Consider the following 22,072-nt stretch of genomic DNA (forward strand, 5'->3'; position numbering starts at 1 on the left):
TCTCACTCCTCGCCCTCACGGTTGCGTCGGACGGCCGGCGGCTCGACGACCTGACGCCCCTGCCCGGAGACCGGGCAGCTGGTGCGGACCGGGCAGACCCGGCACTTCGAGTTGGCCACCGCGGCGAACGTGGCGGCTGCCATCGTATCGGCGGTCCGCCGGACCAGCGCGGTCGCCCAACCGGCCGCCGGTCCCTCACCGGCCGCCGGCTGGTTCTGTTCCCGGGCATCCTTCGCCGAGGTGCCGAGTTGCACGAGCGCCGCGCCGCCGGACTCGTCACCGAACTCGGCGAACGCCCCCGCCTCCACGGCCGCCTGGTACGCGCCGAGCTGCGGGTGCTCGGCCAGGTCGGTGCCGGTGACGGCAGTGGATTTGCCGGTCTTCAGGTCGATCACCACAAGCCGCCCGGACTCGTCGACCTCCAGCCGGTCGACCCGGCCGGTCAGCTCGACGGGCCGATGCGGGTCGTCCAGCCGGACCGCGAACTCGTGCTCGATGGCGAGCAACCGACGTGGATTGGTGGCCAGCCAGCGCAGCAGCTTGTCGACCATCGCCTCGGCGCGTTCCCGCTCCGGCCCGGCCATCCACCGGGCCGCCAACTCGATGGCGTCGAACCGGGCGGCCACGTAGTCGAGCAGAGCACCCCGGTCGGCGCTGGCGTCCTCGGCGAGCATCGCGGCGGCGTGCACCAGGTTGCCCACCCCCTGCGCGGTGCTGGTCGGGCCGCTGCCGCCGTGCCGTTCCAGCAGCCACCGCAGGCTGCACCGCAGGGCGCTCTCCATGGCCGACGGGGTGACCCGCACCGGCTCCCCGTCGTCGACGAGCGGCCGGTCGTCGGAGAGCGCACGCAACCCCCACCAGTCGTCGGGGTGCGCACCGGGCACCCCCGCGGCGGCGAGCCGGGCCAGCTCGGCCGCCGCCGCGCGCCGCCGGCCCGCCGGCGCAGCCGGGTCGGTGATGGCGGTACGCAGCTCGGCCACCAACGCCGGCAGGGTGAGCGCCCGCGGCGGACGGGTGACCGGCAGTGCACCGGGACGGTCCGGCTCACCGTCATCGCCGGCCGCGCTGTTGTCTGCGGCGCCGGTCGTGTCGGTCGGCACTCCGTCGGCGGTGGACGTGGCATCCGGTGGGCTGGGGGCGAGGTCCCCGGCCCCGGGCCCGGTGCGCGGACCCGGTGGCGTCGGTGGGTCGACCGGCCCGGTGCCCGGCGGGGTGGGTGGCGGGGTGCCCGGCGGGGTGGGGCCCAGCTCGTGCAGGAACCGGCTCGGCTGCTCCTGGTGGTCGTCGCCGCCGACGGCGGCCGAGGCCACGGCGCTGACCAGCAGCCGGTGCCGGGCCCGGCTGATGGCGACGTGGAAGAGCCGGCGCTCCTCGTCGAGCAACGCCGAGGTCTGGCCCACCACGTGCGCCGCGGCGGCGCCGTCGACAGACCGGCCGGCCAGCACGTCGACCAGCCGCTCGGACCCGAGGAGGCTGCCACGCAACCGCAGGTCCGGCCAGATGCCCTCCTGCACGCCGGCCACCGCGACCAGGTCCCATTCCAGGCCCTTCGCGGCGTGCGCGGTGAGCAGGCGTACCGCCGCCCCCCGATCGGCGGTCGGCGCGATGGTGTCGGCCGGCAGGTCCTGGGCGAGCACGTGGTCGAGGAAGACCTCGGTGCGGGCACCGGGCAGCCGGTCGGTGAACCGGGCCGCCGCGTCGAACAGCACAAGCACGGCGTCGAGGTCGCGATCGGCCGCCTCGGCCCGCCGCCGCCGGGCCAGGTCTCCCTCGCCGGCCGAGGGCCGTCCCTGGTTGATCGCGCCCGCCCAGCGCTCGGCGAGACCGCTGGCACTCCACACGGCCCAGAGCACGTCCTCGGCCGTCGCACCCGGCCGGCCCGCGGCTTCGCGTGCGATGGCCAGCAGCCCGGCCACCGCCTGCGCCGGCTCCGCCCATCGCCGCTCGATGCCGGCCAACTCCTCCGGATCCTGCAACGCCTCGACGATCAGCTCCCCGGACGGGCGGCGGTCACCACCCGACAGCGCGAGGGCTCGCAGGCCCTGCCGCAGCCGCCGCTCGGCCAGCGGGTCGGCTCCGCCCAGCGACGAGTGCAGCAGCGCGACCGCCGCCTCCTCGTCCAGGCGCTCCGGCTCCAGCGCGCAGCGCAGCAGGAGCAGCAGCGGGGCGACCGCCGGTTGCAGGTGCAGGGGCAGGTCCTCGCCGTGCACCACGGTGGGGACGCCGGCGGCGTGCAGCGCCCGTCGCAGAGTGGGCAGTTGCAGCGCGGTGGACCGCACCACCACCGCCATCCGCGACCAGGGCACGCCGTCGAGCAGGTGGGCCGAGCGCAGCGCGTGGGCCAGCCAGGCGGCCTCACTTGTCGCCGACCGGAAGGTGTGCACCTCGACCGCCCCGGGTGGCGCGTCCGGCAGTGGGTGCAGCCGGCGGTGCGCGGCCGGGCCACGCAGCCGGCGGCCCAGCCGGGCCAGGGCGGCGAGCAGACCGGGCCCGGCCCGGTACGACGTGGTCAGCAGCACCTGCGCGGCGGGCGCTCCGGATGCGGTCCGGAAGCGGTGCGTGAACGTGGTCACCCCGGCCGGGTCGGCGCCGCGGAAGGCGTACGTGGAGGAATCCGGATCGGCGAACGCGACAAGCGACTTGCCACCGCCCGCGATGACCGAGAGCAGCTCCAGTTGGGCGGGGTCGGTGTCGGCCAACTCGTCGAGGTAGACGTGGGCGAGCCGACGGCGCTCGGCGGCCAGCAACTCCTCGTCGTCACGCAGCAGCCCGGTGGCCGCCCGGACCAGCTCCGCCGGGTCGTACGCGATGGAGCCCCGGTTGCTGACGTCACGCAGCGCGAGCACGGCGACGTACTCCCGCAGGAAGCGGGCGGCGGCCGGCCAGTCGGCGCGGCCGAGCTTGTCACCCAGCCGGGCCAGGTCGATCGGGCCCACGCCGCGCTCGGCGGCGCGCATGAGCAGGTCGCGCAGCTGACCGGCGAAGGCCCTGGTCCGCAGGGCCGGGCGCAGGTCGGTCGGCCAGCCGACCGGGTCGTCCTCGGGCTCCTCGCCCACCACGTCGAGCAGCTCGCGGATGATCAGATCCTGTTCCGGGCCGGTCAGCAGCCGGGGCGACGGCTCGCCCCGCTCGGCGGCGGCGCGGCGCAGCAACCCGAACGCGTACGCCGGGAAGGTGCGCACCAGCGGCTCACGCAGCACCCGGTGGCCGTCCTGCGCGACCCGGGCCTCGATGCGTTGACGCAGGGCGGTGGCCCCTCGACGGCCGAAGGTCAGCACCAGGATCCGTTCGGGGTCGACCCCCTCGCTGACCCGGGCGGCGACCGCCTCGACAAGCGTGCTGGTCTTGCCGGTGCCGGGGCCACCGAGCACGAGCATCGGCCCGGCGGTGTGCCCGACCACCTCGGCCTGCAGCGAATCGGCCCGCCAACCCCCGCCGCCAACGGTCAGCTCGGGCCCGCCCACGCGATCGGGCCCAGCCACGCGATCGGACCCAGCCACACGATCGGACCCAGCCACACGATCGGACCCACCCACGCGATCGGGCCCAGCCGACGCGCCGACACCGCCCCCGGACGTCCCGCCGCTGGCGGGCACGGAAGCGCTGTCAGGCGTCGCCCCGTCCCCCCGCGACGGCCCTCCGGACCGCCGCACCAACCGGTACGCCTGCATCAGCTCATCCCATCAGACCCATACGACACCCACCCAGTCCCCCACCCTCAACCCCACTCCACCGCAACCCCACCCCATCCACCTCCGTCGATCATGGAGTTATCGGCACGACACGCCGACAGCGGCACCGCTAACTCCATGATCACCGCGCGGGGGGCGGGCGGGCGGGGGTGCGGTGCGGTGCGGTGCGGGGGTGGGTCAGGTTAGGCGGGACTCTAGGGCGTTCAGGGCTTCGGGGACTGTGGTGGCCACTGTCAGGAGGTCGCGGCCTCCGGTCTTGAGGAAGTTCTGATCGGTCAGGCTGTCCAGCCAGTCCAGCAGGGGGCGATAGAAGCCGTCGGTGTCGATCAGCACCATCGGCTTGGCGTGCAGGGCGAGCGTCGCGGTCGTCCAGACCTCGAACAGCTCGTCCAGGGTGCCCAGCCCGCCGGGCAGGGTGAGGAACGCGTCCGACTTGTCGATCATCAGGGTCTTGCGGCCGGCCATCGAGTCGGTCACCAGCAGCTCGTCCGAGGCCAGGTCGGCGACCTCCAGATCGACCAACGACTGCGGGATCACCCCCAGGGTCCGCCCGCCGGCGGAGCGGGCGCCGTCCGCCAGCGCGCCCATCATGCCGACGCAGCCACCGCCGCTGACCAGCGTGTGGCCGCGCCGAGCCAGCTCCACGCCGGTCTCGGTGGCCAGGTCCAGCCAGCGCTGGTCAAGCGTGCGGGAGGAGGCGCAGAAGACGCAGATCGCTGCCATCACCTGTCCCGCGGCTGCTCGGCGGCCTGCGCGGCGGCGGCCTGCTGGTCCGCGCCGGTACGCGCGACCGCCTCGTCGCGGACCGCCTCCTGCTCGACGGAGAGCGCGGCCTCCGCCTCGACGATGTACCGCACCGCGGCGCCGACGTCGTCGGTGAGACAGATCAGGTCCAGGTCGACCGGCCCGATCTTGCCACCGGCGGCCATCGTGTCGCGCATCCAGGTGAGCAGGCCCTGCCAGTAGTCGACCCCCATCAGCACCACCGGGAACCGGGTGACCTTGCCGGTCTGCACCAGGGTGAGCGCCTCGAACAGCTCGTCCATGGTGCCGAACCCACCGGGCAGCACGACGAACGCCTGGGCGTACTTGACGAACATGGTCTTGCGGGCGAAGAAGTAGCGGAAGTCGATCGCCAGGTCGACCCACTCGTTGAGGCCCTGCTCGAACGGCAGCTCGATGCCGAGCCCGACGGAGAGGCCACCGGCCTCGCTGGCGCCGCGGTTGGCGGCCTCCATCACTCCCGGCCCGCCCCCGGTGATCACCGCGTAGCCGGCTCGGGCCAGCGCGCCGCCCACCTGCTCGGCCAGCCGGCACTCGGCGCTGTCCGGGCCGCTGCGGGCAGAGCCGAACACGCTGACCGCGGGCGGCAGATCGGCGAGGGTGTCGAAACCTTCGACGAACTCGGAGAGGATGCGCAGCGCGCGCCAGGCGTCCTTGGTCTTCCAGTCGCCCCGCCCACGCGAATCCAACAACCGTTGATCAGCGGTACTGCTCGGGATCGACCCCCTGCGCAGCGTGACCGCGCCGCGGTGTCGCTCCTGCCCCGGACCGCGACCGGCCTCCCGCCCGTTGTTGCTCTGGCTCATGGGGCAACCGTAGTGGAGCGGCACCTCGCAGGTGTGCGGGGCGGGGACGCCGAGAAATAGTTCGGGATCATGGGCAACTAATTCGCTTCCCCGTACGTCTTACTATTCACATACCGGGTATGCCCGGCGCGCGCCTTCGGGGGAGGAGACAGCGTGATCAGTAACAGCGAGATGATCCGGATCCGTCGCCAGATGCAGCGACGGATCCGAGACGTGGTGGCCGAACGCCGCCGCACCCGACTGCAGGACCCGCCCCTCGTCTCCCCCGCCGTCTCCGCGCCCACAGGAGCTGATCAAGAGGTCTGCGTCGCCGACAACGGGCCCGGCTGACGCAAACCTCTTGATCACTGGTCAGGCCGGGGCCAGCCAGCGGTGCAGGGTCGCCGCCCCGTCGCGGATCTTGCTGATCTCCACGTGCTCGTCCCGGTGGTGGGCCAGGTTGGGGTCGCCGGGGCCGAAGTTCAGCGCCGGGATCCCCATGGCCGCGAACCGGGCCACGTCCGTCCAGCCCAGCTTGCCGATCGGCGCCGCGCCCACCGCGGCGAGGAACTCCTTCGCCGGGGCCGCCTCCAGCCCGGGAGTCGCACCAGCCATCGCGTCGGTCACCACCACGTCGAAGCCGGCGAACACCTCCCGCAGGTGCGCCTCCGCACCCGCCGGGTCGCGATCCGGCGCGTACCGGTAGTTGACCTCGATCTCGCAGCGGTCGGGGATCACGTTGCCGGCGACACCGCCGATGATCCGTACCGCGTTCATGCCCTCGCGGTAGTCGCACCCCTCGATGGTGACCCGGCGTGCCTCGTACGTCTGGAGACGCCGCAGCACCTCGGTGGCCGCGTGGATGGCGTTCACCCCGTGCCAGGAGCGCGCCGCGTGCGCCCGCTCACCGGTCGTCGTCACGAGCGCCCGCATGGTGCCCTGGCAGCCCGCCTCGACGATGCCGTACGTCGGCTCCAGCAGCACCGCGAAGTCCGCCTCCAACCACTCCGGGTACGCCTGGGCGACCAGGTTGAGCCCGTTGTACCGCGACTCGATCTCCTCCGCCTCGTAGAAGAAGTACGTCACGTCGTAGCGCGGGTCGGGCAGGGTCACCGCCAGGTGCAGCGCGTACGCGGTGCCGGACTTCATGTCCGAGGTGCCGCAGCCGTACATCAGGTCGCCACGCATCGTCGACGGGAAGTTGTTGTTCAGCGGCACCGTGTCGAGGTGCCCGGCCAACACGACGCGCTGCGCCCGACCGAGGTCGGTACGCGCCATCACCGTGTTGCCGTGCCGGTGGGTGGTCAGGTGCGGTACGCCCCGCAGCACCTCTTCGACACAGTCGGCGATCGCCTTCTCGTTGAGGGATACGGACTCTATGTCGACCAGGGCGCGGGTCAGCTGTACCGGATCGGCGAGGACCTCGGGGGTCAGCGGGTTCTCCATGGTTCGCACGGTACCTTCAGGTCTGACCGCGCGAGGAGTGAGCTGAGGCCGGCCCGGCCACGACCGAGAGGTGCAACAGTGACGTCCGCAGATTCCGCCTGGGGCATTGGCCTGGCCACGATCACGGCAGACGAGCAGGTGCTCGACACCTGGTACCCGACCGGCAAGTTGGGCCTGGGTGAGCTGCCGCTGGTCGTCGGTGAGGACAAGTCGGACGTGCTCGACCTGCCGCCGGCGGCGCTCGGCGACCGGCCACTGCCCGGTCTGCGTACCGTCCAGGTGGTCACCGTGATCGGCTCGCTCGACGACCCGATCAAGGACGCCCCCGACGCGTACCTCCGTTTGCACCTGCTCTCGCACCGCCTGGTCCGCCCCAACCAGGTCAACCTCGACGGCATCTTCGGGAAGCTGGCGAACGTGGCCTGGACGTCCGCCGGGCCGTGCCCACCGGAGCGGGTGGACGAGCTGCGGGTGATCGAGCGCGCGGCCGGCCGCCACCTGGCGGTGTACGGGGTGGACAAGTTCCCCCGGATGACCGACTACGTGGTTCCCGCGGGGGTGCGGATCGCCGACGCCGACCGGGTCCGCCTCGGCGCGCACCTGGCCGCCGGCACCACGGTGATGCACGAGGGCTTCGTGAACTTCAACGCCGGCACCGTCGGCACCTCGATGGTCGAGGGGCGGATCGTGCAGGGCGTGCTGGTCGGCGACGGCTCCGACATCGGCGGTGGGGCCTCCATCATGGGCACCCTCTCCGGCGGTGGCACCGACAAGATCAGCATCGGGGAGCGGAGCCTGGTCGGCGCGAACGCCGGCGTCGGGATCTCGCTCGGCGACGACTGCGTGGTCGAGGCCGGCTGCTACATCACCGCCGCGTCGAAGGTCACCCTGCCGGACGGCCGGGTGGTCAAGGCCCGGGAGCTGTCCGGCGTCGACGGCCTGCTGTTCTGGCGCAACTCGGTGACCGGCGCGCTGGAGGCCCGGCCACGCACCGGCCGGGGCATCGAGCTGAACGCGGCCCTGCACGCCAACGACTGACGGACCCGTCGGGTCCGCGGCACTGCGCCGCGGACCCGACGGGGTACGCCTCAGCGCAACCGGTACGCCTGGATGATCCGCTCGGTGACAGTGCTGCCGGTGGCATCCCGGGCGGTGGCCCGCAGGGACGCGTAACCGGCGCCGGCGGGGTGTTTCACGGTGGCCGTCCAGCCGTGCCCACCGTTGCGCACCTGGGCGGTCTGCCAGGTCTTGCCGCCGTCGTAGGAGACGTCCACGGTCAGTTTGGTCAGCCGTGACCCGGCGGCGCCGGGTTGCCGCTTCACCTGCACCGGAATGACCAGGCTTCGGCCGGCCCGAGCGGTGTTGTCGGCATCCAACGGTGGCGTGAACCGGATGGCCGACACCGGCAGCCGCCGGTAGTCGTCACCGGGGACGTGCCGGGACCGGAAGGTCCACGCCGTGCTGACCTCGGTGCTGAGGTCGGTGAAGCTGCGCGTCGCCGACACCTCGAGCCGGTAGGCCGCCGCACCGGGCGGCACCGCGAACTCGCCGTAACCGGTGTCCGACGACTCGCCGACCAGCACGCCGTCGCGGTAGAGGGCGGTCCGGGCGGTGTCGACCGCCGAACCACCGGGGTGCCCCTCGGCGTCGCTGTGCAGCGGCACGTCCACCTGGATGGCGTCACCGAGTCGGGTGACTCCCTGACCCGGCCAGCGCGGCGCCGGGAAGGACGGGGCGTAGGGCGCGCTGCCCCAGCTCTCGCGGGTCTGTCGGCCAGCCCGGTACGCGCGCGGATCGGCCGTCAGCCCGGCCCGGAACTCGGTCCACCACTCCTCGACGGGCGCCCAGAACGACAGCTCCGAGGACCAGCGCACACCTCGGGTGTTGTAGTGCTCGACCCGCTGGCCGGGCACCACGGTGGGCACTCCGACCGCCCAACCGCCCACGTCCGACTCCAGGTGCGGATAGACCACCCGCTCCCCCTTCAGACCCGTGTAGCCGCCCTTGAACTGCTGCGTGACAGTGGCCAGCTCGGAGCTGCGGTAGGTCTTGTCGAAGCCGGTCGGCAGCCGGCCGGGGAAGCTCTCGCTGAGCGCGTACAGGTAGGGGCTGTGGGCCGCCTCCAGGTCCGCCCACTGGCTGCTGATGCTGCCGACGAACCGTTTGCCGGAGACGGTCCGGCCGAGCTGCCCGGTGGCCAGCCCGTTGAAGTCGAAGCTGAGAATCCCGAAGCCGGAGGGACCGTCGGCGGCCAGGAAGGTCGCGGCGATGTCCACGAGTGCCGGTTTGGCGGATCGATCGGGGACGGCGCTGCGTACCGGCCGCGCCTTGCGGGCGTCGAGGGTGACTGTGGTGTCGCCGTCGATCACCAACTCGGGCTGCGCCAGTTGGGCGAAGTCCTCGTCCCCGGTGGAGATGGAGCTGACCAGCCCGTAGCGACCCTTGGGCACCCGGATGTCGACGGTGCCGTCCGGGTCGTACAGGTCGAAGCTCTGCAGGTTGTCGAGCCGTACCAGCGAGGTGAAGTGATCCTCGGCGGCCGCGCCGGTGGCGTCGAGGTGCCGGACGGTGAGCTGGTAGCTCTCCACCTCCCGGTGGACCGCGACCGGGGTGACCGCCACGGCCGTGCCGGACCGGGCCACGATCCGTCCGGTCCAGTAGCCGTCCGCGCCAAGCCGGGTGTCCACGGTGGCCGTGGTGCCTGCGGTGCCGGCGGCGGGCACGGTGACCTGGCTGGCCGCGAGTGTGAACATGCCGGCCGGTGCCGGCTGACCGTCGGGTCCGGTCACGTCGAGGGTCAGGTCCAGGGTGATCGGGTCCGGGCCGTTGTTGCGCCACTCGACCTTGCGGGCGATCGGGGTGTCGTCGTCGTGCGGCCAGGCGGGCTGCCCGAAGGCGACACTCACCGGGTCGCTGACGACCGGCTGGGTGATCGCCCTGGCCACGTCGACCCGGCCGGCGCCCTGCTGGAACGCGGTCTGCTCCGGGTGCGGCTTCGCCGAGGCCATCAGGGTGGCCTTGAGCTGTGCACCCGCCCAGTCGGTGTGCTGCTGGGCGAGCAGCGCCACCGCGCCGGTGACGTGCGGCGCGGCCATCGAGGTGCCGGAGAGCGCCAGGTACTGCTCCCCCACCGGGTCGCCGAGCAGCGTGCCCTCGGCACGGGCGGCCACGATGTCCACCCCCGGAGCGGTGATGTCCGGCTTCAGCCCGCCGTCCCCGACCCGGGGGCCGCGGCTGGAGAAGTCGGCCAGGACGTCGTCGCGGTCCACCGCGCCGACCGACAGCGCGGATTCCGCGGTGCTCGGTGAGCCGACCGAGCCGTCGGTGCCGTCGTTGCCGGCGGAGATCACGAAGAGCGTGCCGGTCTGCGCGGTCAGCGACTCGACGGCCGCCTCCAGCAGGTCGACCTCGGGCGTGTCGGTACCGCCCAGACTCATGTTGATCACGTCGGCGTGCTGGTCGACGGCTGCCCACTGCATGCCGGCCAGGATCGCGGATTCCTGGCAGCCCTGTTCCTCGCAGACCTTGCCGTTGAGCAGCGTGGCGTCCGGCGCGACACCCCGGTACTTGCCGCCGGAGGCCGCCCCGCTGCCCGCGATGATCGAGGCGACGTGGGTGCCGTGGCCGACCGTGTCACCGGCATTGGTGGCCTCGGTGAAGTTGTGCGACTCGGCGACCCGCCCGGTCAGGTCGGGGTGGGCGGCGTCGATGCCGGTGTCCAGCACGGCGACCCGGACGCCCTGGCCGGTGAACCCCGCCTGGTGCGCGGCCGGCGCCCCGATCTGCGGCACGCTGTGGTCCAGGGTGACGTGTCGGCGGCCGTCGAGCCAGATCCGGTCGGCAACCCCCGCCGTGCCGACCCGGGCGTCTGCGCCGGTGAGTGCCGTCCAGACCTCCGTGACCCGCTCCTTGTCCGCTGTCGCGGCGACGCCACCGACGGCGGGAAGCTCGGTGGTGACGGTCAGCCCGGTGGGCGCCGCGGCGGCCCGCCGCCGCGCGCCCGCGTCGCCGGTGACCAGCACCGGCAGGTTGTCGCGGCGGGCGTCGTCGTAGCCGGCGGCGATCAGCCCGGTCACGTCGAACAGACGCCTGTCGACCCGGCCGGCGCGGATCAGCGGCAGGGCGTCCTCCGGCAGCACGGTGAGCTGACCGCGCTCACGGCTGGTGAGGAAGCGCAGATGAGCACGGTCGGGGCCGGGACGGACCGCGGCGGACCCGGACGCGGTGACGGTGACCCGGTCGCCGGTGAGCAGGGTGACGGTCTTCGCGGTGGCGGCGCCGCTCGCCGTACGCGGGGCGGCGTCGGGGACGGTGGGCTGTGGGCTGGCCCCGGCGATCGCCGGGGTGCCCAGGACGAGGGCGGCGATGGCGGTGACGGCGGTGACGGCGGTGGTCATTCTGCTGCGTCGATGCAACGGATCCTCCTCGGTGGAGCGTCTGTACCTGTGAGACGTGCATAGACCGTCGTCAGTATTGCATACTCGGTATGCAAAAAAGGGGTCGAAAATATGACGAACCTGCCAACCCACGGCGGGTTCGCCGGGCATCATCGACCGGGTGACCTCCATGAAGGATCGGATGCTCGCCGGTGAGCCGTACCTCGCCGACGACCCCGAGATCGTCGCGGACCTGGACCGGGCCGCCCGGCTGATGGAACGCTTCAACACAAGTCCCGCGGCGGACCCGCAGGCCCGGATCGCGGCACTGGGCGCACTCCTCGGCGAACTGGGCGAGGACACCTGGATCCGCCCACCGTTCTCCTGCGACTACGGCTGGCAGATCCGGATCGGGCCCCGCAGCTTCGTCAACTACAACGCCGTCTTCCTCGACGTCGCACCGATCACCATCGGCGCGGACGTCCAGATCGGACCGAACGTGCAGCTACTCACGCCGACCCACCCCGTGGAGCCCGGTCCGCGTCGCGACAAGTGGGAGGCCGCCAAGCCGATCACCCTCGGCGACAACGTCTGGCTCGGCGGCGGCGCGATCGTGCTGGCCGGAGTGTCGATCGGCGCGAACACAGTCGTCGGGGCGGGAGCGGTGGTGACCCGGGACCTGCCCGCCAACGTGGTCGCCGTCGGCAACCCCGCCCGGCCGGTACGCGAACTGGACTGACGGTCAGGCTGGCCTGGTCGGTCCACCGACGACTCGGACCGGCCGACCACGCCGCCCCCGGCCCGGCCGGTCAGACCGTCGGCGACTCGGACAGGCGAACCACCAGGTCGGCGCGGTCGGCGGACGGAGTGATCAGGGCCGCGTTGACCTCGTCACTGCCCAGCGCCCACTCGCGTGCCTGCTCCGGCGACCGCCCGAACGCCTCGTGGCGGGCGGTCAACCGGCGCTGGCGCAGATCGGCGTCCAGATCGAGGAACCACGCCTCGTGCAGCAACCCGCGCACCTCCTGCCACGGAAAATCCGGCAGCAGCAGGTAGTTGCCCTCGGTCACCACGAGCCGGACCGACGGCGGCACCTCGATCGCCCCGGCCACCGGCTCCTCCAACTCCCGGCGAAACTCCGGCGCGTACACCGAGGTGGGCTCCAGCCGACGCAGCCGGCGCAGCAACGAGACGAACCCGTTGGCGTCGAAGGTGTCCACCGCGCCCTTGCGGTCCGCGCGACCCAACCGGACCAGCTGGACCTGTGCCAGGTGGAAGCCGTCCATCGGCACCAGTCTGGCGGCCGACCCGACGGCGGCCACCACCTGCTCGGCAAGCGTCGACTTCCCCGCGCCCGGCGCGCCGGCGATGCCCAGCAGTTGCCGCGGGCCGGCCTCGGCCAGCGCCAGCGCGCGCTGCACCAACCCGTCGACCGACAGCACCCGAGCCGGTGGCATCAGTCGAGGACCGGCGTGCTGATCGTGAACCGCGCCTGCACGGCCGCCTGCACGGTCTGTGGCTGCGGGTCCAGCTCCAGCTCCGGCGGGCCACCACCCGCGCCGCCACCCCCGGCGAACGACGCGCGGGCGAACATCGGCCGGTCACCCGGCCCGGCGTCGGCCAGCTCGAGCAACGAGGTGACCTGGGCGCCGAGCGCCTCGGCGTACTCCCGGGCCCGGACCAGCGCGTCGCGGATCGCGGCGTGTCGGGCCTCGCGGTGCGCGGGGCTGTCCGGGCGAAGCTCCCACCAGGGCCCGGCCACCTCGACCTGATCCTGGTCGGCCAACCGGAGCATCAACTCGCCCAGGGCGGTGAAGTCGGTGACGGTGACCGTGGTGGTCACGCCGCCGTGCCAGGCGACCACCCGCTCGCCCGAGCGGCGGGTCTCCGGTCGCACCCGCAGATCGCCTGTCTCCCGCCGCGCCACCGCTGACCCGGAGCCGTCCAGCAGTACACGGATGGCAGCGGCACGCTCGGCCAGCCGGGTCAGGGTGGTCTCCCGATCCCGGTCCCGCGCTGTCGCGGTGACCGCGAAGCGGGCCAGCTCGGGCGGCACCTCCCGGTACGCCTCGCCGCGTACCTGCACCACCGGACCGTCCGCCACCATGCCCCTCAGCCTAGTCAGCCGCCGGCCGCCGCGCCGTGTAGGAGACGGTGTCGACGCCGACGTGCAGACCCAACAGGTGACCGCCGGCCACCCCCAGCTCGCGCAGCCAGGACACCTCCGCGGCGTGGTCGCCGCCGAGCGGGAACTGCCCGTCGTACGCGTCGAACCGGCGTTCGCGCAGCGCCGCGCGGGCGGCACCCGCCTCGTCGTACCGTGCCGTGAGCGCCGGTGCGTCGCCGGCGCGCAGCGCGGCGGTCAGGTCGTCCAGGAACGCGGTGACCTCGGCCAGCTCGCGCAGCACCCGCTGCCGGTTGCCGAGCAGCATGTTGGCGGTCCGACCGGCGGGGGTGCCGGCGACCCGGGTGCCGTCGGAGAAGCTGCCGGCGGCGAGCGCGAGTACCGCGTCGCGCAGCGGCGCGCGCTGCACGGCGCCGGCAAGCGCGCCGGCCAGCAGGTGCGGCACGTGGGAGGCGAGCGCGGCGGCCGAGTCGTGCTCCGCCGCCGACATCGGCACCACCCGGGCCCCGAAGAGGTCCACAAGCAGCTCGGCCAGCCAGCGGAACGCGGCCGTGGCCGGCCCGGGGGCGGGACAGAGCACCCAGGCGGCGCCGCTGAGCAGCTCCGGCCCGGCCGCCGGCAGACCCGCCCGGTCGGTGCCGGCCATCGGGTGCCCGGGTACGAACCGGTGCGTCAGCCCGTGCGCGGCGGCGAACGCCGCCACCTCCTCCTTGGTGCTACCCACGTCGGTCAGCACACAACGCTCGCCGGTCATCGCCGCCACGTCGAGCAGCGTCGCCGGCAGGGTGGGCAGCGGACCGCAGAGGAAGACCACGTCCCGGTCGGCCACCGCTTCGACCAGCCGGTCCGGAGCGGGTACGCCCATCCGGCGGGCCTCCCGCCGGGTGTGCTCGTCGGGATCCCAGCCGGTCACGTCGACGCCCGCGGCGTGCAGTCGGAGCAGCACCGAGCCACCGATCAGGCCGGTGCCGACCACCGCCGCCCGCACACCGAGCCGGTCCACCATCCGCGCACCTCGACGTTCCTGCTGGGGTGTGGGGCCGACGCGGCCCCGACCAGGTCGGGCCGAGGATATCGTCCGGGCCCCGCCCGGACGCCGGTCAGTCCTCGGCGGCGACGCGTCGTCCTCTCACCCCGTGACGATCCGCAAGATCGTAAATCTTGACGAGGCCGTCCGGAAGGGGCTTGTCCGCCTCAGATCAGCGTCGTACGGCCGCTCCGCCGCCCGACCGCCCGGACGTGCGGTCAGTCCCGCGCGAGGCGCGCCGCGACGCCGGCGATGTGCTCGTCGGACTCGGTGAGGGCCGCCCGTACGTGTTGTTGACCGCCGGGACCGTAGAAGGCGCCCGCGGCGACCAGGATGCCGCGCCGCGCCAACCAGTCGACGGTCTGCCAGCAGTCCTCACCTCGGGTCAGCCAGAGGTAGAGGCCCGCCTCGGAGTGCTCGACGGTGAACCCGGCGCCTGTGAACGCGGCGGCCAGCACCTCCCGGCGGGCGCGGTAGCGCTCCCGCTGCTCCTCGGCGTGTCGCTCGTCCTCAAGTGCCGCCACCATGGCCGCCTGCACCGGCGCGGGCACGATCATGCCCGCGTGCTTGCGCACCTTGAGCAGCTCGGCGACGAGCGCCGGGTCACCGGCGACGAACCCGGCCCGGTAGCCGGCGAGATTGGATCGCTTGGACAGCGAGTGCACGGCGAGGATCCCGGCATAGCTGCCCCCGCTGACCTGCGGCGACAGCACCGAAACCGGCTCGGCCGACCAGCCGAGCGGCAGATAGCACTCGTCGCTGGCGACCACCGCGCCGCGTTCCCGAGCCCAGTCGACCACCTTGCGCAGGTGCGCCGCGGGCAGCACCCGGCCGGTCGGGTTGCCAGGCGAGTTGACCCAGACCAACCGGACCCGCGAGGTCGGCCCGACCGCGGTGAGCGAGTCGGCGCGGACGACAGTCGCGCCGGCCAACCGGGCGCCGTCCTCGTAGGTGGGGTACGCGATCGACGGCACCACCACCACGTCACCCGGGCCGATGCCGAGCAGGGTCGGCAGCCAGGCGACCAGCTCCTTCGAGCCGATCGTCGGCAGCACGCCGAGACCGTCGACCCCGGCGCCACAGGCCCGGGACACCCACGCCGCGATCGCGGCCCGCAACGCGGGGGTGCCGGCGGTCAGCGGGTAACCGGGAGCATCGGACGCGTCAGCCAACGCCCGCCGGATCACCTCGGGCACCGGGTCGACAGGCGTACCCATGGAGAGGTTGATCAGGCCCTCCGGATGCGCCGCGGCCAGGGTGGCCGCGGCGTCCAGGGTGTCCCAGGTGAACTCGGGCAGCCGCGACGAGACCGGCGCGGGCCGGTTCAGTGGCCCTCGCCGCGCGGCGGCTGCGCGGCGACGAAGGTGGCGTCCTTCTCCACCTTGCCGATCTTCGAGGCACCGCCGGGCGAGCCCAGCTCCTCGAAGAACTCGTAGTTGGCGCCGGTGTAGTCCTTCCACTGCTCGGGGACGTCGTCCTCGTAGAAGATCGCCTCCACCGGGCAGACAGGCTCACAGGCACCACAGTCGACGCACTCGTCGGGGTGGATGTAGAGCATCCGATTGCCCTCGTAAATGCAGTCGACCGGGCACTCCTCGATGCATGCCTTGTCGAGCACATCCACGCACGGCTCGGCGATGATGTAGGTCACCGGTCTTCTCCTCCGCAAGACACGCCGCGATCACCCGCGACGGTAAGAGCCTAGTATCTCGCCGGGGAGGGGGTCGATCGTGCTCCGACAGCAGGATGTGGGACACCGAATCGTAGTCCGCCGGATTGTGGGGATTCGGGAGGGCCGCCCGCTCTTCTCCGACGCTCTCGGCGAGCTGGTCGAGCTGAGCGAGACTCATCTCACGCTCTCCACCGCGCAGGGCCACCTACGCGTACCGGTGGCGCAGGTCCACCGCGCCAAGCGGGTGCCACCCACCCGCCGGCCAACCGCCGCAGCGGTCGTGGCGTTGGAACGGGCCGCCGACGAGGCCTGGCCGGCACTCACACGGGGCCAGCTCGGCGACTGGCTGCTCCGCTCGGCGGAAGGCTGGAGCGGGCGGGCCAACTCGGCGCTGCCGATCGGCGACCCCGACCGACCGCTGCCCGCCGCCGTGGACGCGGTCGAACGCTGGTACGCCGAACAGGGCCAGCCTCCGATCATCAACACACCCCTGCCACTCGCCGCCCCGGTCGGGGCCGAGTTGGACGCCCGCGGCTGGGCCGCCCGCCCGCCGGTCCTGGTGCAGACCAGGCCGCTCCCGCTACGACCGCCAACGACCAACGGAGCCACGCCGACCAACACCGCACCGGTTACCCGACCAACCACCACCGACCAGACCGGCGCGGCTACCGACGGACTGGCCGGCGCGAATGCCGCCGACGGGCAGACCGGCGCGGCTGCCCCCGACGGACAGACCGGCGCGGTTGCCATCGACGGACAGACCGGCGCGGCTGCCGCCGACGGACAAGCCGGCGCGGTAGCCATCGACGGGCGGGCTGGTACGGGTGTCGTCGACGGACAGGCCGGCGCGTGGAGCAATGCGGTCGTTGAGCTGGCCAGCGCGCCGAGCGCGGGGTGGCTGGCCATCGCCGCTGGCCGCAAGGGCGGCCTGCCGGAGGCCGCCCGGCACGTGCTCACCGCCGTGGACCAGGTCCGTTTCGCCCACGTGTACGTCGACGGCACGCTGGTGGCGATCGGCCGGGGCACGGTGACCGGTCAGGGGCGCTGGTTGGGCCTCAGCCTCATTGAGGTGTTACCGGCGGCCCGCCGTCAAGGGCTGGCCGGCCGTGTGATCCACGAGTTGGCCGACTGGGGCGTATCCACTGGCGCGACGCACGCGTTCCTCCAGGTCGAGCAACACAACACGGCGGCGGTGGCGCTCTACCAGCGACTCGGCTTCACCACGCACCACACCTACCTGACCCGAGTCGCCCCAAACTGACCCGAACCGCCCAGCAGAGGCAAACCCGCCCACGAGCCCACGAGGCCACCCGCCCACGAGCCCACCCGGCCACCCGGCCACCCGGCCACCCGGCCACCCGGCCACCCGGCCACCCGGCCACCCGGCCACCCGGCCACCCGGCCACGACGATCATGAGGTTATTGCCGTCCAGCGCGGCGTGTCGCGCCGCTAACTCCATGATCACCGGGATCGGGGTTGCGCATGGCGAACCAGGCACGCGTGGCGCCGGGGCACGCGCGGCGGGTCGGGCACAGTGATCGACTCGCCTTCCGGGAAGTCGCGACCTCCGACTGCCCGGGACGGCCCAACTTCACGAAAGCCGAGTTGATCAACAGGAAATCGGGGTATCCGCACGCCCGGGACAGCCCGACTTCATGAAATCCGAGTTGATCAAGGCGCGAGCCCGGAACCGCGAACCGGACACCGCGAACCGGACACCGCCAACCCGACACCGCGAGCCCGAACCCGCGAGCCCGACAGCGTGAGCGGGTTAGCGACGGACGACGCGGCGGGGTTTGGCGGCTTTGACCTCGGCGTACCGCTTGAGTTGCCACGAGCGGTAGTCACGCCCCAGCGCGGTGAGCACCAGGTAGCCGATCAGCACCCCGGCGCCGGAGGCGAGCAGGTACAGCCAGAGCTGGGCGAAGAACGTCGGCGCGCCGCCAGCGAACGGGTTGTGGCCGATCAGCAGCGGCCCGACCAGGACTGTCAACAGCATCGCGGCCAGCACCACGAGGGCCATGTCGGCCGCCCAGTCCGCCAGTGGCCGGCGACGACCCCAGCGGAAGGCGACCACGGCCAGGGTCAGCCCGATCACCGCGAACATCGCCAACGACACCCGGTCGGCGGCGGTGTCGTCCTCCTCGAAGCCGAACCGGATGATCAGCCGGGCGACCACGTTGACCGCGAACAACGCTGCCACGAGCACCGCGATGTCGCGCCACCGTCTGTCCATCACCGGACCTCCTGCCGTACGCCCCGTCGCGGGGCTCATATCCCTGGCTGGAATATCTACCACCCTTACCTGGGTGGCGTCATCAGCCCGAGCGTGGCCGGCGGAGCGAGGATCTGTCGGAAGCCCATCACCGCGAAGGTCATCGCACCGGCCACGATCATGGCCAGGCCGACCCAGTTGTCGCCGGCCAGCAACAGGTCACCCTCGTTGGTACGGATCGCGGCCACCGCCATCAGCGCGAACCATGGCACCGCCGGCAGCGCCACCGCCCACCTGCGGCCGACCGCCTCGTGCGCGAACCAGCTCAGCACGATGTTGGCACCGACGGCGAGGAGCGCCGAGACACCGATCAGCTGCCCGCCGACGCGGACCGTGGCGAGCAGCAACTCCAGCACCCCGCTCAGCACTCCGGCGACCACCACGACGACCGCGCCGGCCAGCCGCAGGCCCAGGTCGAGCAGTCGCGGCGGTGGCCCCGCCGGGGGCGGGGCATCCTCGTCGTCCAGAACCGTCATCGACGCGGGCAGGGTCACCGAAGACCCGCCGCCGCGACCGAGGACCGGTCCGGCGCGGCCCCGACCGACGACCCGTCCGAAGCGGCCCCAACCGACGACCCGCCCGAGGCGACCCCGCCCGAGGCAACCCCGACCGAGGCAACACCGCCCGAAGCGACCCCAACCGAACCGACCCCAACCGAACCGACCCCGACCGACGACTGGTCCGAAGCGCTCTCCTCGGCAAGCCCGGCGAAGAGGTCGTCCTCCCAGCCATACGGCCCGGAACCCGGGCCCTTCTCGCCGACCGCGAGGGTGAAGAACTCCACGCCCATGAACTCGCCGCCGAAGTTGCCGGCGATCGAGTAGAGCCACGAGGTGGCCGGGATCTGGGTGGCGTGCGCCCGCATCGCGGCTTCCTTGGCCGTGTGCTGGTCGGTGCCGTCGATCCGGGCGGCGATCTGGGCGTCCGGGGTGCCGAAGGGCAGGTCGGCGATGTCGGCGATGCCGCCGAACGGGTTGTCGGAGGACTCGGCGAAATGCGCCATGCCGGCCTCCAGGACGCTGAGCGGCAAGGCGGTCCAGTACACCTTCAGCGGGGCGCAGCCCTCGGCGGCGGCCAGCTCGACAGCGCGCATCGCGACCCGGTGGGCCTGGATGTGGTCGGGGTGGCCGTAGAAGCCGTTCGGGTCGTACGTGATCAGCACCTGCGGGCGTACCTCCCGCATGATCTCCACCAGGTGCCCGGCGGCCTCGTCGAGGTCGGCCTGCCAGAAGGCGCGGGGGTGGTCGTTGGTGGCGAGACCCATCATCCCCGAGTCGCGGTAACGGCCGGCCCCGCCCAGGAAGCGGTGGTCACTGACGCCGAGCGCGGCGCACGCGGCGGCCAGCTCGGCGATCCGGTAACCGCCGAGTTGGTCGGCCTCGGCGGCGGCGAGCTGGGCCAGCGCCGGTACGTGGATCTCGCCCTCCTCACCGAGGGTGCAGGTCACAAGCGTGACGTGGGCCCCGTCGGCGGCGTAGTGGGCCATCGTCGAGCCGGTGCCGATCGACTCGTCGTCGGGGTGCGCGTGGACCAGCAGCAGGCGGCGGTCGGGCAGCATCGTCACGACGGTCACTCTAACCGGCGGTCAGGTCCCGCTGGCGTTGACGCGTCCGCCCAGGTCGGCCACATCACCCCCCGTACCGCTCTACGATTTGGTCTGTGGACTTTCCGGAGCTGGCCGCCCGCACCCGCCGGTTCAGCCACGGCGCGCCGCGCGCTGTCTCCGTGGCCGACGACGGCTCCCGGGTGATCTTCCTACGCTCGGCCGGGCCGGAGGATCCGGCGGATGCGCTCTGGCTGTTGGACGTGGCCACCGCCGAGGAGCGCCTGGTCGCGGACCCGGCGACCCTGCTGGGCGAGGGCGGGGACGTGCGGTCCCTCTCCCCTGGCGAACGCGCGCTGCGTGAGCGGTTACGGCTCAGCGCCGCGGGCATCGGCTCGTACGCGCTGGACGCCGCCGGGCGGATCGCGGTGTTCGCGCTGGCCGGGCGGTTGTTCCGGGCCGACCTGGTGCACGGCGACGTGGTGGAGGTGGCCACTGTCGGCCCGGTGCTGGATCCACGTCCGGACCCGACCGGGCAGCGGCTGGCGTACGTGACCGACGCGGGCGAGGGTGTGCGTCGGGGCGAGCTGCGGGTGATCGAGGCCGACGGCGCCGACACCCTGCTGGCCGGCGAGGACGCCGGGGTGAGCTGGGGGCTGGCCGAGCACATCGCGGCGGAGGAGTTCGGCAGGTTCCGGGGCTACTGGTGGGCGCCGGACGGGCGCTCGGTGCTCGCCGCCCGGGTCGACGAGTCCCGCCTGGACCGCTGGCACCTGCACGACCCGGCCGAGCCGGCCAGTCCGCCGACCGCCGTGGCGTACCCCCGGGCTGGTGGGCCGAACGCGGAGGTCAGCCTGCACCTGCTGGACCTCGACGACGGCTGGGTCGACGTGCACTGGGACCGGGAGACCTACCCGTACCTGACCGCGGTGAGCTGGGTCGAGGGCAGCCCGCTGATCACCGTCCTGCGCCGCTCGCAGCAGCACGGGCTGGTGCTCGCGGTGGACCCCCGCACGGGTGAGACGCAGGTGCACGCGGAGTTGGCCGATCCGCGCTGGGTCGAGCCGATCGCCGGCACCCCGGCGCACCTGCCGGACGGCCGGGTGCTGGTCGGCGGGGAGCTGGCACACGACGGGTACGACGCGCGGTGCCTGTTCGCGGACGGCACCCTGCTCACTCCGCCGTCGCTGTACGTACGGCGGGTCGTGGGTCGGCTGCCGGCCAGCTCCGGTCCGGCCGACCTGCTGGTCGAGGCCAGCGACGGTGAGCCGAGCGAGCGGCACCTGTTCCGGGTCCGCACCACGATCGGTGGTGGGGTGGACGCGCGCCGGATCACCACCGACTCGGGTTGGCACACCGCCGCCGTGGGCGGCGACGTGCTGGCCGTCGGGGTCGCGTCACTGGACCACGCGGGGGTGCGGTGGACGGTGCGGCGCGGCGACCAGGAGCTGGCCGAGTTGCGGTCGCTGGCCGCGACCCCTCCGTACTCTCCGCTGCCGTTGCTGGAGCGGGTGACCGATCGGCGGCTGCCGGCGGCGGTGCTCTACCCGGACCACCACGTGACGGGCCGGCGGCTGCCGGTGCTGCTGGACATCTACGGCGGGCCGGGGCACCAGGAGGTCGTGGCGGCGCGGGCGGCCTGGTTGGAACGGCAGTGGTGGGCCGATGCCGGGTTCGCGGTGGTCACCATCGACAACCGGGGTACGCCGGGAGTGGCACCGTCGTTCGAGAAGGCGATCCACCGGCGGATGGCCGACGTGACCCTGACCGACCAGATCGACGCCCTGACCGCGCTCGCCGGCAAGCACCCCGACCTGGACATGGGGCGGGTGGGGATTCGTGGCTGGTCGTTCGGCGGGTGGCTGGCCGGGTTGGCGGTGTTGCGTCACCCGGAGCTGTTCCGGTGCGGGATCGCGGGCGCGCCGGTGACCGACTGGACGCTGTACGACACCGCGTACACCGAGCGTTATCTGGGGTTGCCGGAGGACGGCATGGACGTCTACGCGCACCACTCACTTGTCGAGTTGGCCGCCGAGCCGGTCACCGGCCCCGACCAGGCCCGCCCGTTGCTGCTGGTGCACGGCCTGGCCGACGACAACGTGGTGGCCGCGCACACGCTGCGGCTCTCCGCGGCCCTGCTGAGCACCGGTCGCCCGCACGCGGTCCTGCCGCTGACCGGCGCCACCCACATGGCCGCGAACGGCACCGCCGAGCGACTGCTCCCCCTGGAACTCGACTTCCTCCGTACCCATCTGCTGTGAAAGCGCTGTTGGATAAGTGATTTCGGCACGTCGGGCACTCTGCCGATGCCATGCTGACCGAAGCGGGACCCGGCACGGAGATCGCC

General features: G+C 73.0%; 18 protein-coding genes. 5 read left to right on the forward strand and 13 right to left on the reverse strand.

The genetic code is table 11. From position 1 onward, the window contains the following. Positions 1-2: 2 nt before the first annotated feature. The 3 genes from ACPXBU_RS17975 to ACPXBU_RS17985 form a co-directional block, all read right to left on the reverse strand. Entirely contained in the window at positions 3-3,671 is a 3,669-nt protein-coding gene (locus ACPXBU_RS17975) for an ATP-dependent helicase (protein ID WP_425758887.1), read from the reverse strand. A 198-nt stretch (positions 3,672-3,869) separates the two neighbouring features. Then, a complete protein-coding gene (locus ACPXBU_RS17980; RefSeq protein WP_425758888.1) occupies positions 3,870-4,415 on the reverse strand; it encodes a TIGR00730 family Rossman fold protein in 546 nt (181 codons plus the stop codon). Further along, positions 4,415-5,281 carry a TIGR00730 family Rossman fold protein gene (locus ACPXBU_RS17985; RefSeq protein ID WP_393372094.1) on the reverse strand — a complete coding sequence of 289 codons (867 nt, stop codon included), beginning with the start codon at positions 5,279-5,281 and terminating at the stop codon, positions 4,415-4,417. Before ACPXBU_RS17985 ends, ACPXBU_RS17980 begins: the two co-directional genes overlap by 1 nt. 153 nt (positions 5,282-5,434) lie before the next feature. Here ACPXBU_RS17985 and ACPXBU_RS17990 point away from each other — a divergent pair, with 153 nt between their 5' ends. Further along, positions 5,435-5,611 (forward strand): hypothetical protein, encoded by a 177-nt coding sequence (locus tag ACPXBU_RS17990; protein ID WP_393372096.1) that lies wholly within the window; start codon positions 5,435-5,437, stop codon positions 5,609-5,611. A 21-nt stretch (positions 5,612-5,632) separates the two neighbouring features. On the opposite strand, the gene dapE is transcribed toward ACPXBU_RS17990, so the two are convergent. Next, a complete protein-coding gene (gene dapE / locus ACPXBU_RS17995; protein WP_393372099.1) occupies positions 5,633-6,706 on the reverse strand; it encodes a succinyl-diaminopimelate desuccinylase in 1,074 nt (357 codons plus the stop codon). A gap of 78 nt (positions 6,707-6,784) precedes the next feature. Here dapE and dapD point away from each other — a divergent pair, with 78 nt between their 5' ends. Further along, on the forward strand, positions 6,785-7,744 hold the full coding sequence (gene dapD, locus ACPXBU_RS18000) for a 2,3,4,5-tetrahydropyridine-2,6-dicarboxylate N-succinyltransferase (RefSeq protein ID WP_393372102.1): 960 nt from the start codon (positions 6,785-6,787) through the stop codon (positions 7,742-7,744). Positions 7,745-7,794: 50 nt separating this feature from the next. Here the strand turns inward: dapD and ACPXBU_RS18005 are convergent, their stop codons facing one another. Beyond that, positions 7,795-11,103, reverse strand: a complete 3,309-nt coding sequence (locus ACPXBU_RS18005) for a S8 family serine peptidase (protein ID WP_425758889.1) — start codon at positions 11,101-11,103, stop codon at positions 7,795-7,797. 160 nt (positions 11,104-11,263) lie between these two features. Here ACPXBU_RS18005 and ACPXBU_RS18010 point away from each other — a divergent pair, with 160 nt between their 5' ends. Continuing rightward, the gene (locus ACPXBU_RS18010; RefSeq protein ID WP_425758891.1) at positions 11,264-11,821 is read left to right on the forward strand and encodes a sugar O-acetyltransferase; all 558 of its coding nucleotides are present in this window, start codon (positions 11,264-11,266) and stop codon (positions 11,819-11,821) included. Positions 11,822-11,891: 70 nt separating this feature from the next. Here the strand turns inward: ACPXBU_RS18010 and ACPXBU_RS18015 are convergent, their stop codons facing one another. From ACPXBU_RS18015 to fdxA, 5 genes are all read right to left on the reverse strand, one after another. After that, positions 11,892-12,539, reverse strand: a complete 648-nt coding sequence (locus ACPXBU_RS18015) for a nucleoside/nucleotide kinase family protein (protein WP_393372111.1) — start codon at positions 12,537-12,539, stop codon at positions 11,892-11,894. Further along, entirely contained in the window at positions 12,539-13,189 is a 651-nt protein-coding gene (locus ACPXBU_RS18020) for an SIMPL domain-containing protein (protein WP_393372113.1), read from the reverse strand. Before ACPXBU_RS18020 ends, ACPXBU_RS18015 begins: the two co-directional genes overlap by 1 nt. Before the next feature lie 10 nt (positions 13,190-13,199). Further along, complete coding sequence (locus ACPXBU_RS18025; RefSeq protein ID WP_425758893.1) at positions 13,200-14,213, reverse strand: prephenate dehydrogenase; 1,014 nt, start codon at positions 14,211-14,213, stop codon at positions 13,200-13,202. Between the two features lie 239 nt (positions 14,214-14,452). Then, on the reverse strand, positions 14,453-15,562 hold the full coding sequence (gene dapC, locus ACPXBU_RS18030; protein WP_393372431.1) for a succinyldiaminopimelate transaminase: 1,110 nt from the start codon (positions 15,560-15,562) through the stop codon (positions 14,453-14,455). Then, positions 15,559-15,885 (reverse strand): ferredoxin, encoded by a 327-nt coding sequence (gene fdxA, locus ACPXBU_RS18035; protein ID WP_091422126.1) that lies wholly within the window; start codon positions 15,883-15,885, stop codon positions 15,559-15,561. Before fdxA ends, dapC begins: the two co-directional genes overlap by 4 nt. Positions 15,886-15,964: 79 nt before the next feature. On the opposite strand from fdxA, the gene ACPXBU_RS18040 reads away from it, so the two are divergent. Next, on the forward strand, positions 15,965-17,167 hold the full coding sequence (locus ACPXBU_RS18040) for a GNAT family N-acetyltransferase (protein WP_425758894.1): 1,203 nt from the start codon (positions 15,965-15,967) through the stop codon (positions 17,165-17,167). A 511-nt stretch (positions 17,168-17,678) separates the two neighbouring features. Here ACPXBU_RS18040 and ACPXBU_RS18045 read toward each other — a convergent pair. From ACPXBU_RS18045 to mshB, 3 genes are all read right to left on the reverse strand, one after another. After that, positions 17,679-18,143, reverse strand: a complete 465-nt coding sequence (locus tag ACPXBU_RS18045; RefSeq protein WP_425758895.1) for a hypothetical protein — start codon at positions 18,141-18,143, stop codon at positions 17,679-17,681. A 65-nt stretch (positions 18,144-18,208) separates the two neighbouring features. Beyond that, on the reverse strand, positions 18,209-18,658 hold the full coding sequence (locus ACPXBU_RS18050; protein ID WP_425758896.1) for a hypothetical protein: 450 nt from the start codon (positions 18,656-18,658) through the stop codon (positions 18,209-18,211). A 14-nt stretch (positions 18,659-18,672) separates the two neighbouring features. Beyond that, positions 18,673-19,755, reverse strand: coding sequence for an N-acetyl-1-D-myo-inositol-2-amino-2-deoxy-alpha-D-glucopyranoside deacetylase (gene mshB, locus ACPXBU_RS18055; protein WP_425758897.1), 1,083 nt, complete (start codon positions 19,753-19,755; stop codon positions 18,673-18,675). 86 nt (positions 19,756-19,841) lie between these two features. Here mshB and ACPXBU_RS18060 point away from each other — a divergent pair, with 86 nt between their 5' ends. After that, positions 19,842-21,986, forward strand: coding sequence for a prolyl oligopeptidase family serine peptidase (locus ACPXBU_RS18060; protein WP_425758898.1), 2,145 nt, complete (start codon positions 19,842-19,844; stop codon positions 21,984-21,986). Positions 21,987-22,072: the final 86 nt, after the last annotated feature.

It is taken from the genome of Micromonospora sp. DT231 (assembly GCF_049847025.1).
GTDB lineage: Bacteria > Actinomycetota > Actinomycetes > Mycobacteriales > Micromonosporaceae > Micromonospora.

Excerpts from the sequence above, each read along its gene's own strand:
- ACPXBU_RS17975 (WP_425758887.1), bottom strand. The coding sequence starts at position 3,671 with ATGCAGGCGTACCGGTTGGTGCGGCGGTCCGGAGGGCCGTCGCGGGGG.
- ACPXBU_RS17980 (WP_425758888.1), bottom strand. The coding sequence starts at position 4,415 with ATGGCAGCGATCTGCGTCTTCTGCGCCTCCTCCCGCACGCTTGACCAG.
- ACPXBU_RS17985 (WP_393372094.1), bottom strand. The coding sequence starts at position 5,281 with ATGAGCCAGAGCAACAACGGGCGGGAGGCCGGTCGCGGTCCGGGGCAG.
- dapE (WP_393372099.1), bottom strand. The coding sequence starts at position 6,706 with ATGGAGAACCCGCTGACCCCCGAGGTCCTCGCCGATCCGGTACAGCTG.
- ACPXBU_RS18005 (WP_425758889.1), bottom strand. The coding sequence starts at position 11,103 with ATGACCACCGCCGTCACCGCCGTCACCGCCATCGCCGCCCTCGTCCTG.
- ACPXBU_RS18015 (WP_393372111.1), bottom strand. The coding sequence starts at position 12,539 with ATGCCACCGGCTCGGGTGCTGTCGGTCGACGGGTTGGTGCAGCGCGCG.
- ACPXBU_RS18020 (WP_393372113.1), bottom strand. The coding sequence starts at position 13,189 with ATGGTGGCGGACGGTCCGGTGGTGCAGGTACGCGGCGAGGCGTACCGG.
- ACPXBU_RS18025 (WP_425758893.1), bottom strand. The coding sequence starts at position 14,213 with ATGGTGGACCGGCTCGGTGTGCGGGCGGCGGTGGTCGGCACCGGCCTG.
- ACPXBU_RS18045 (WP_425758895.1), bottom strand. The coding sequence starts at position 18,143 with ATGGACAGACGGTGGCGCGACATCGCGGTGCTCGTGGCAGCGTTGTTC.
- ACPXBU_RS18050 (WP_425758896.1), bottom strand. The coding sequence starts at position 18,658 with ATGACGGTTCTGGACGACGAGGATGCCCCGCCCCCGGCGGGGCCACCG.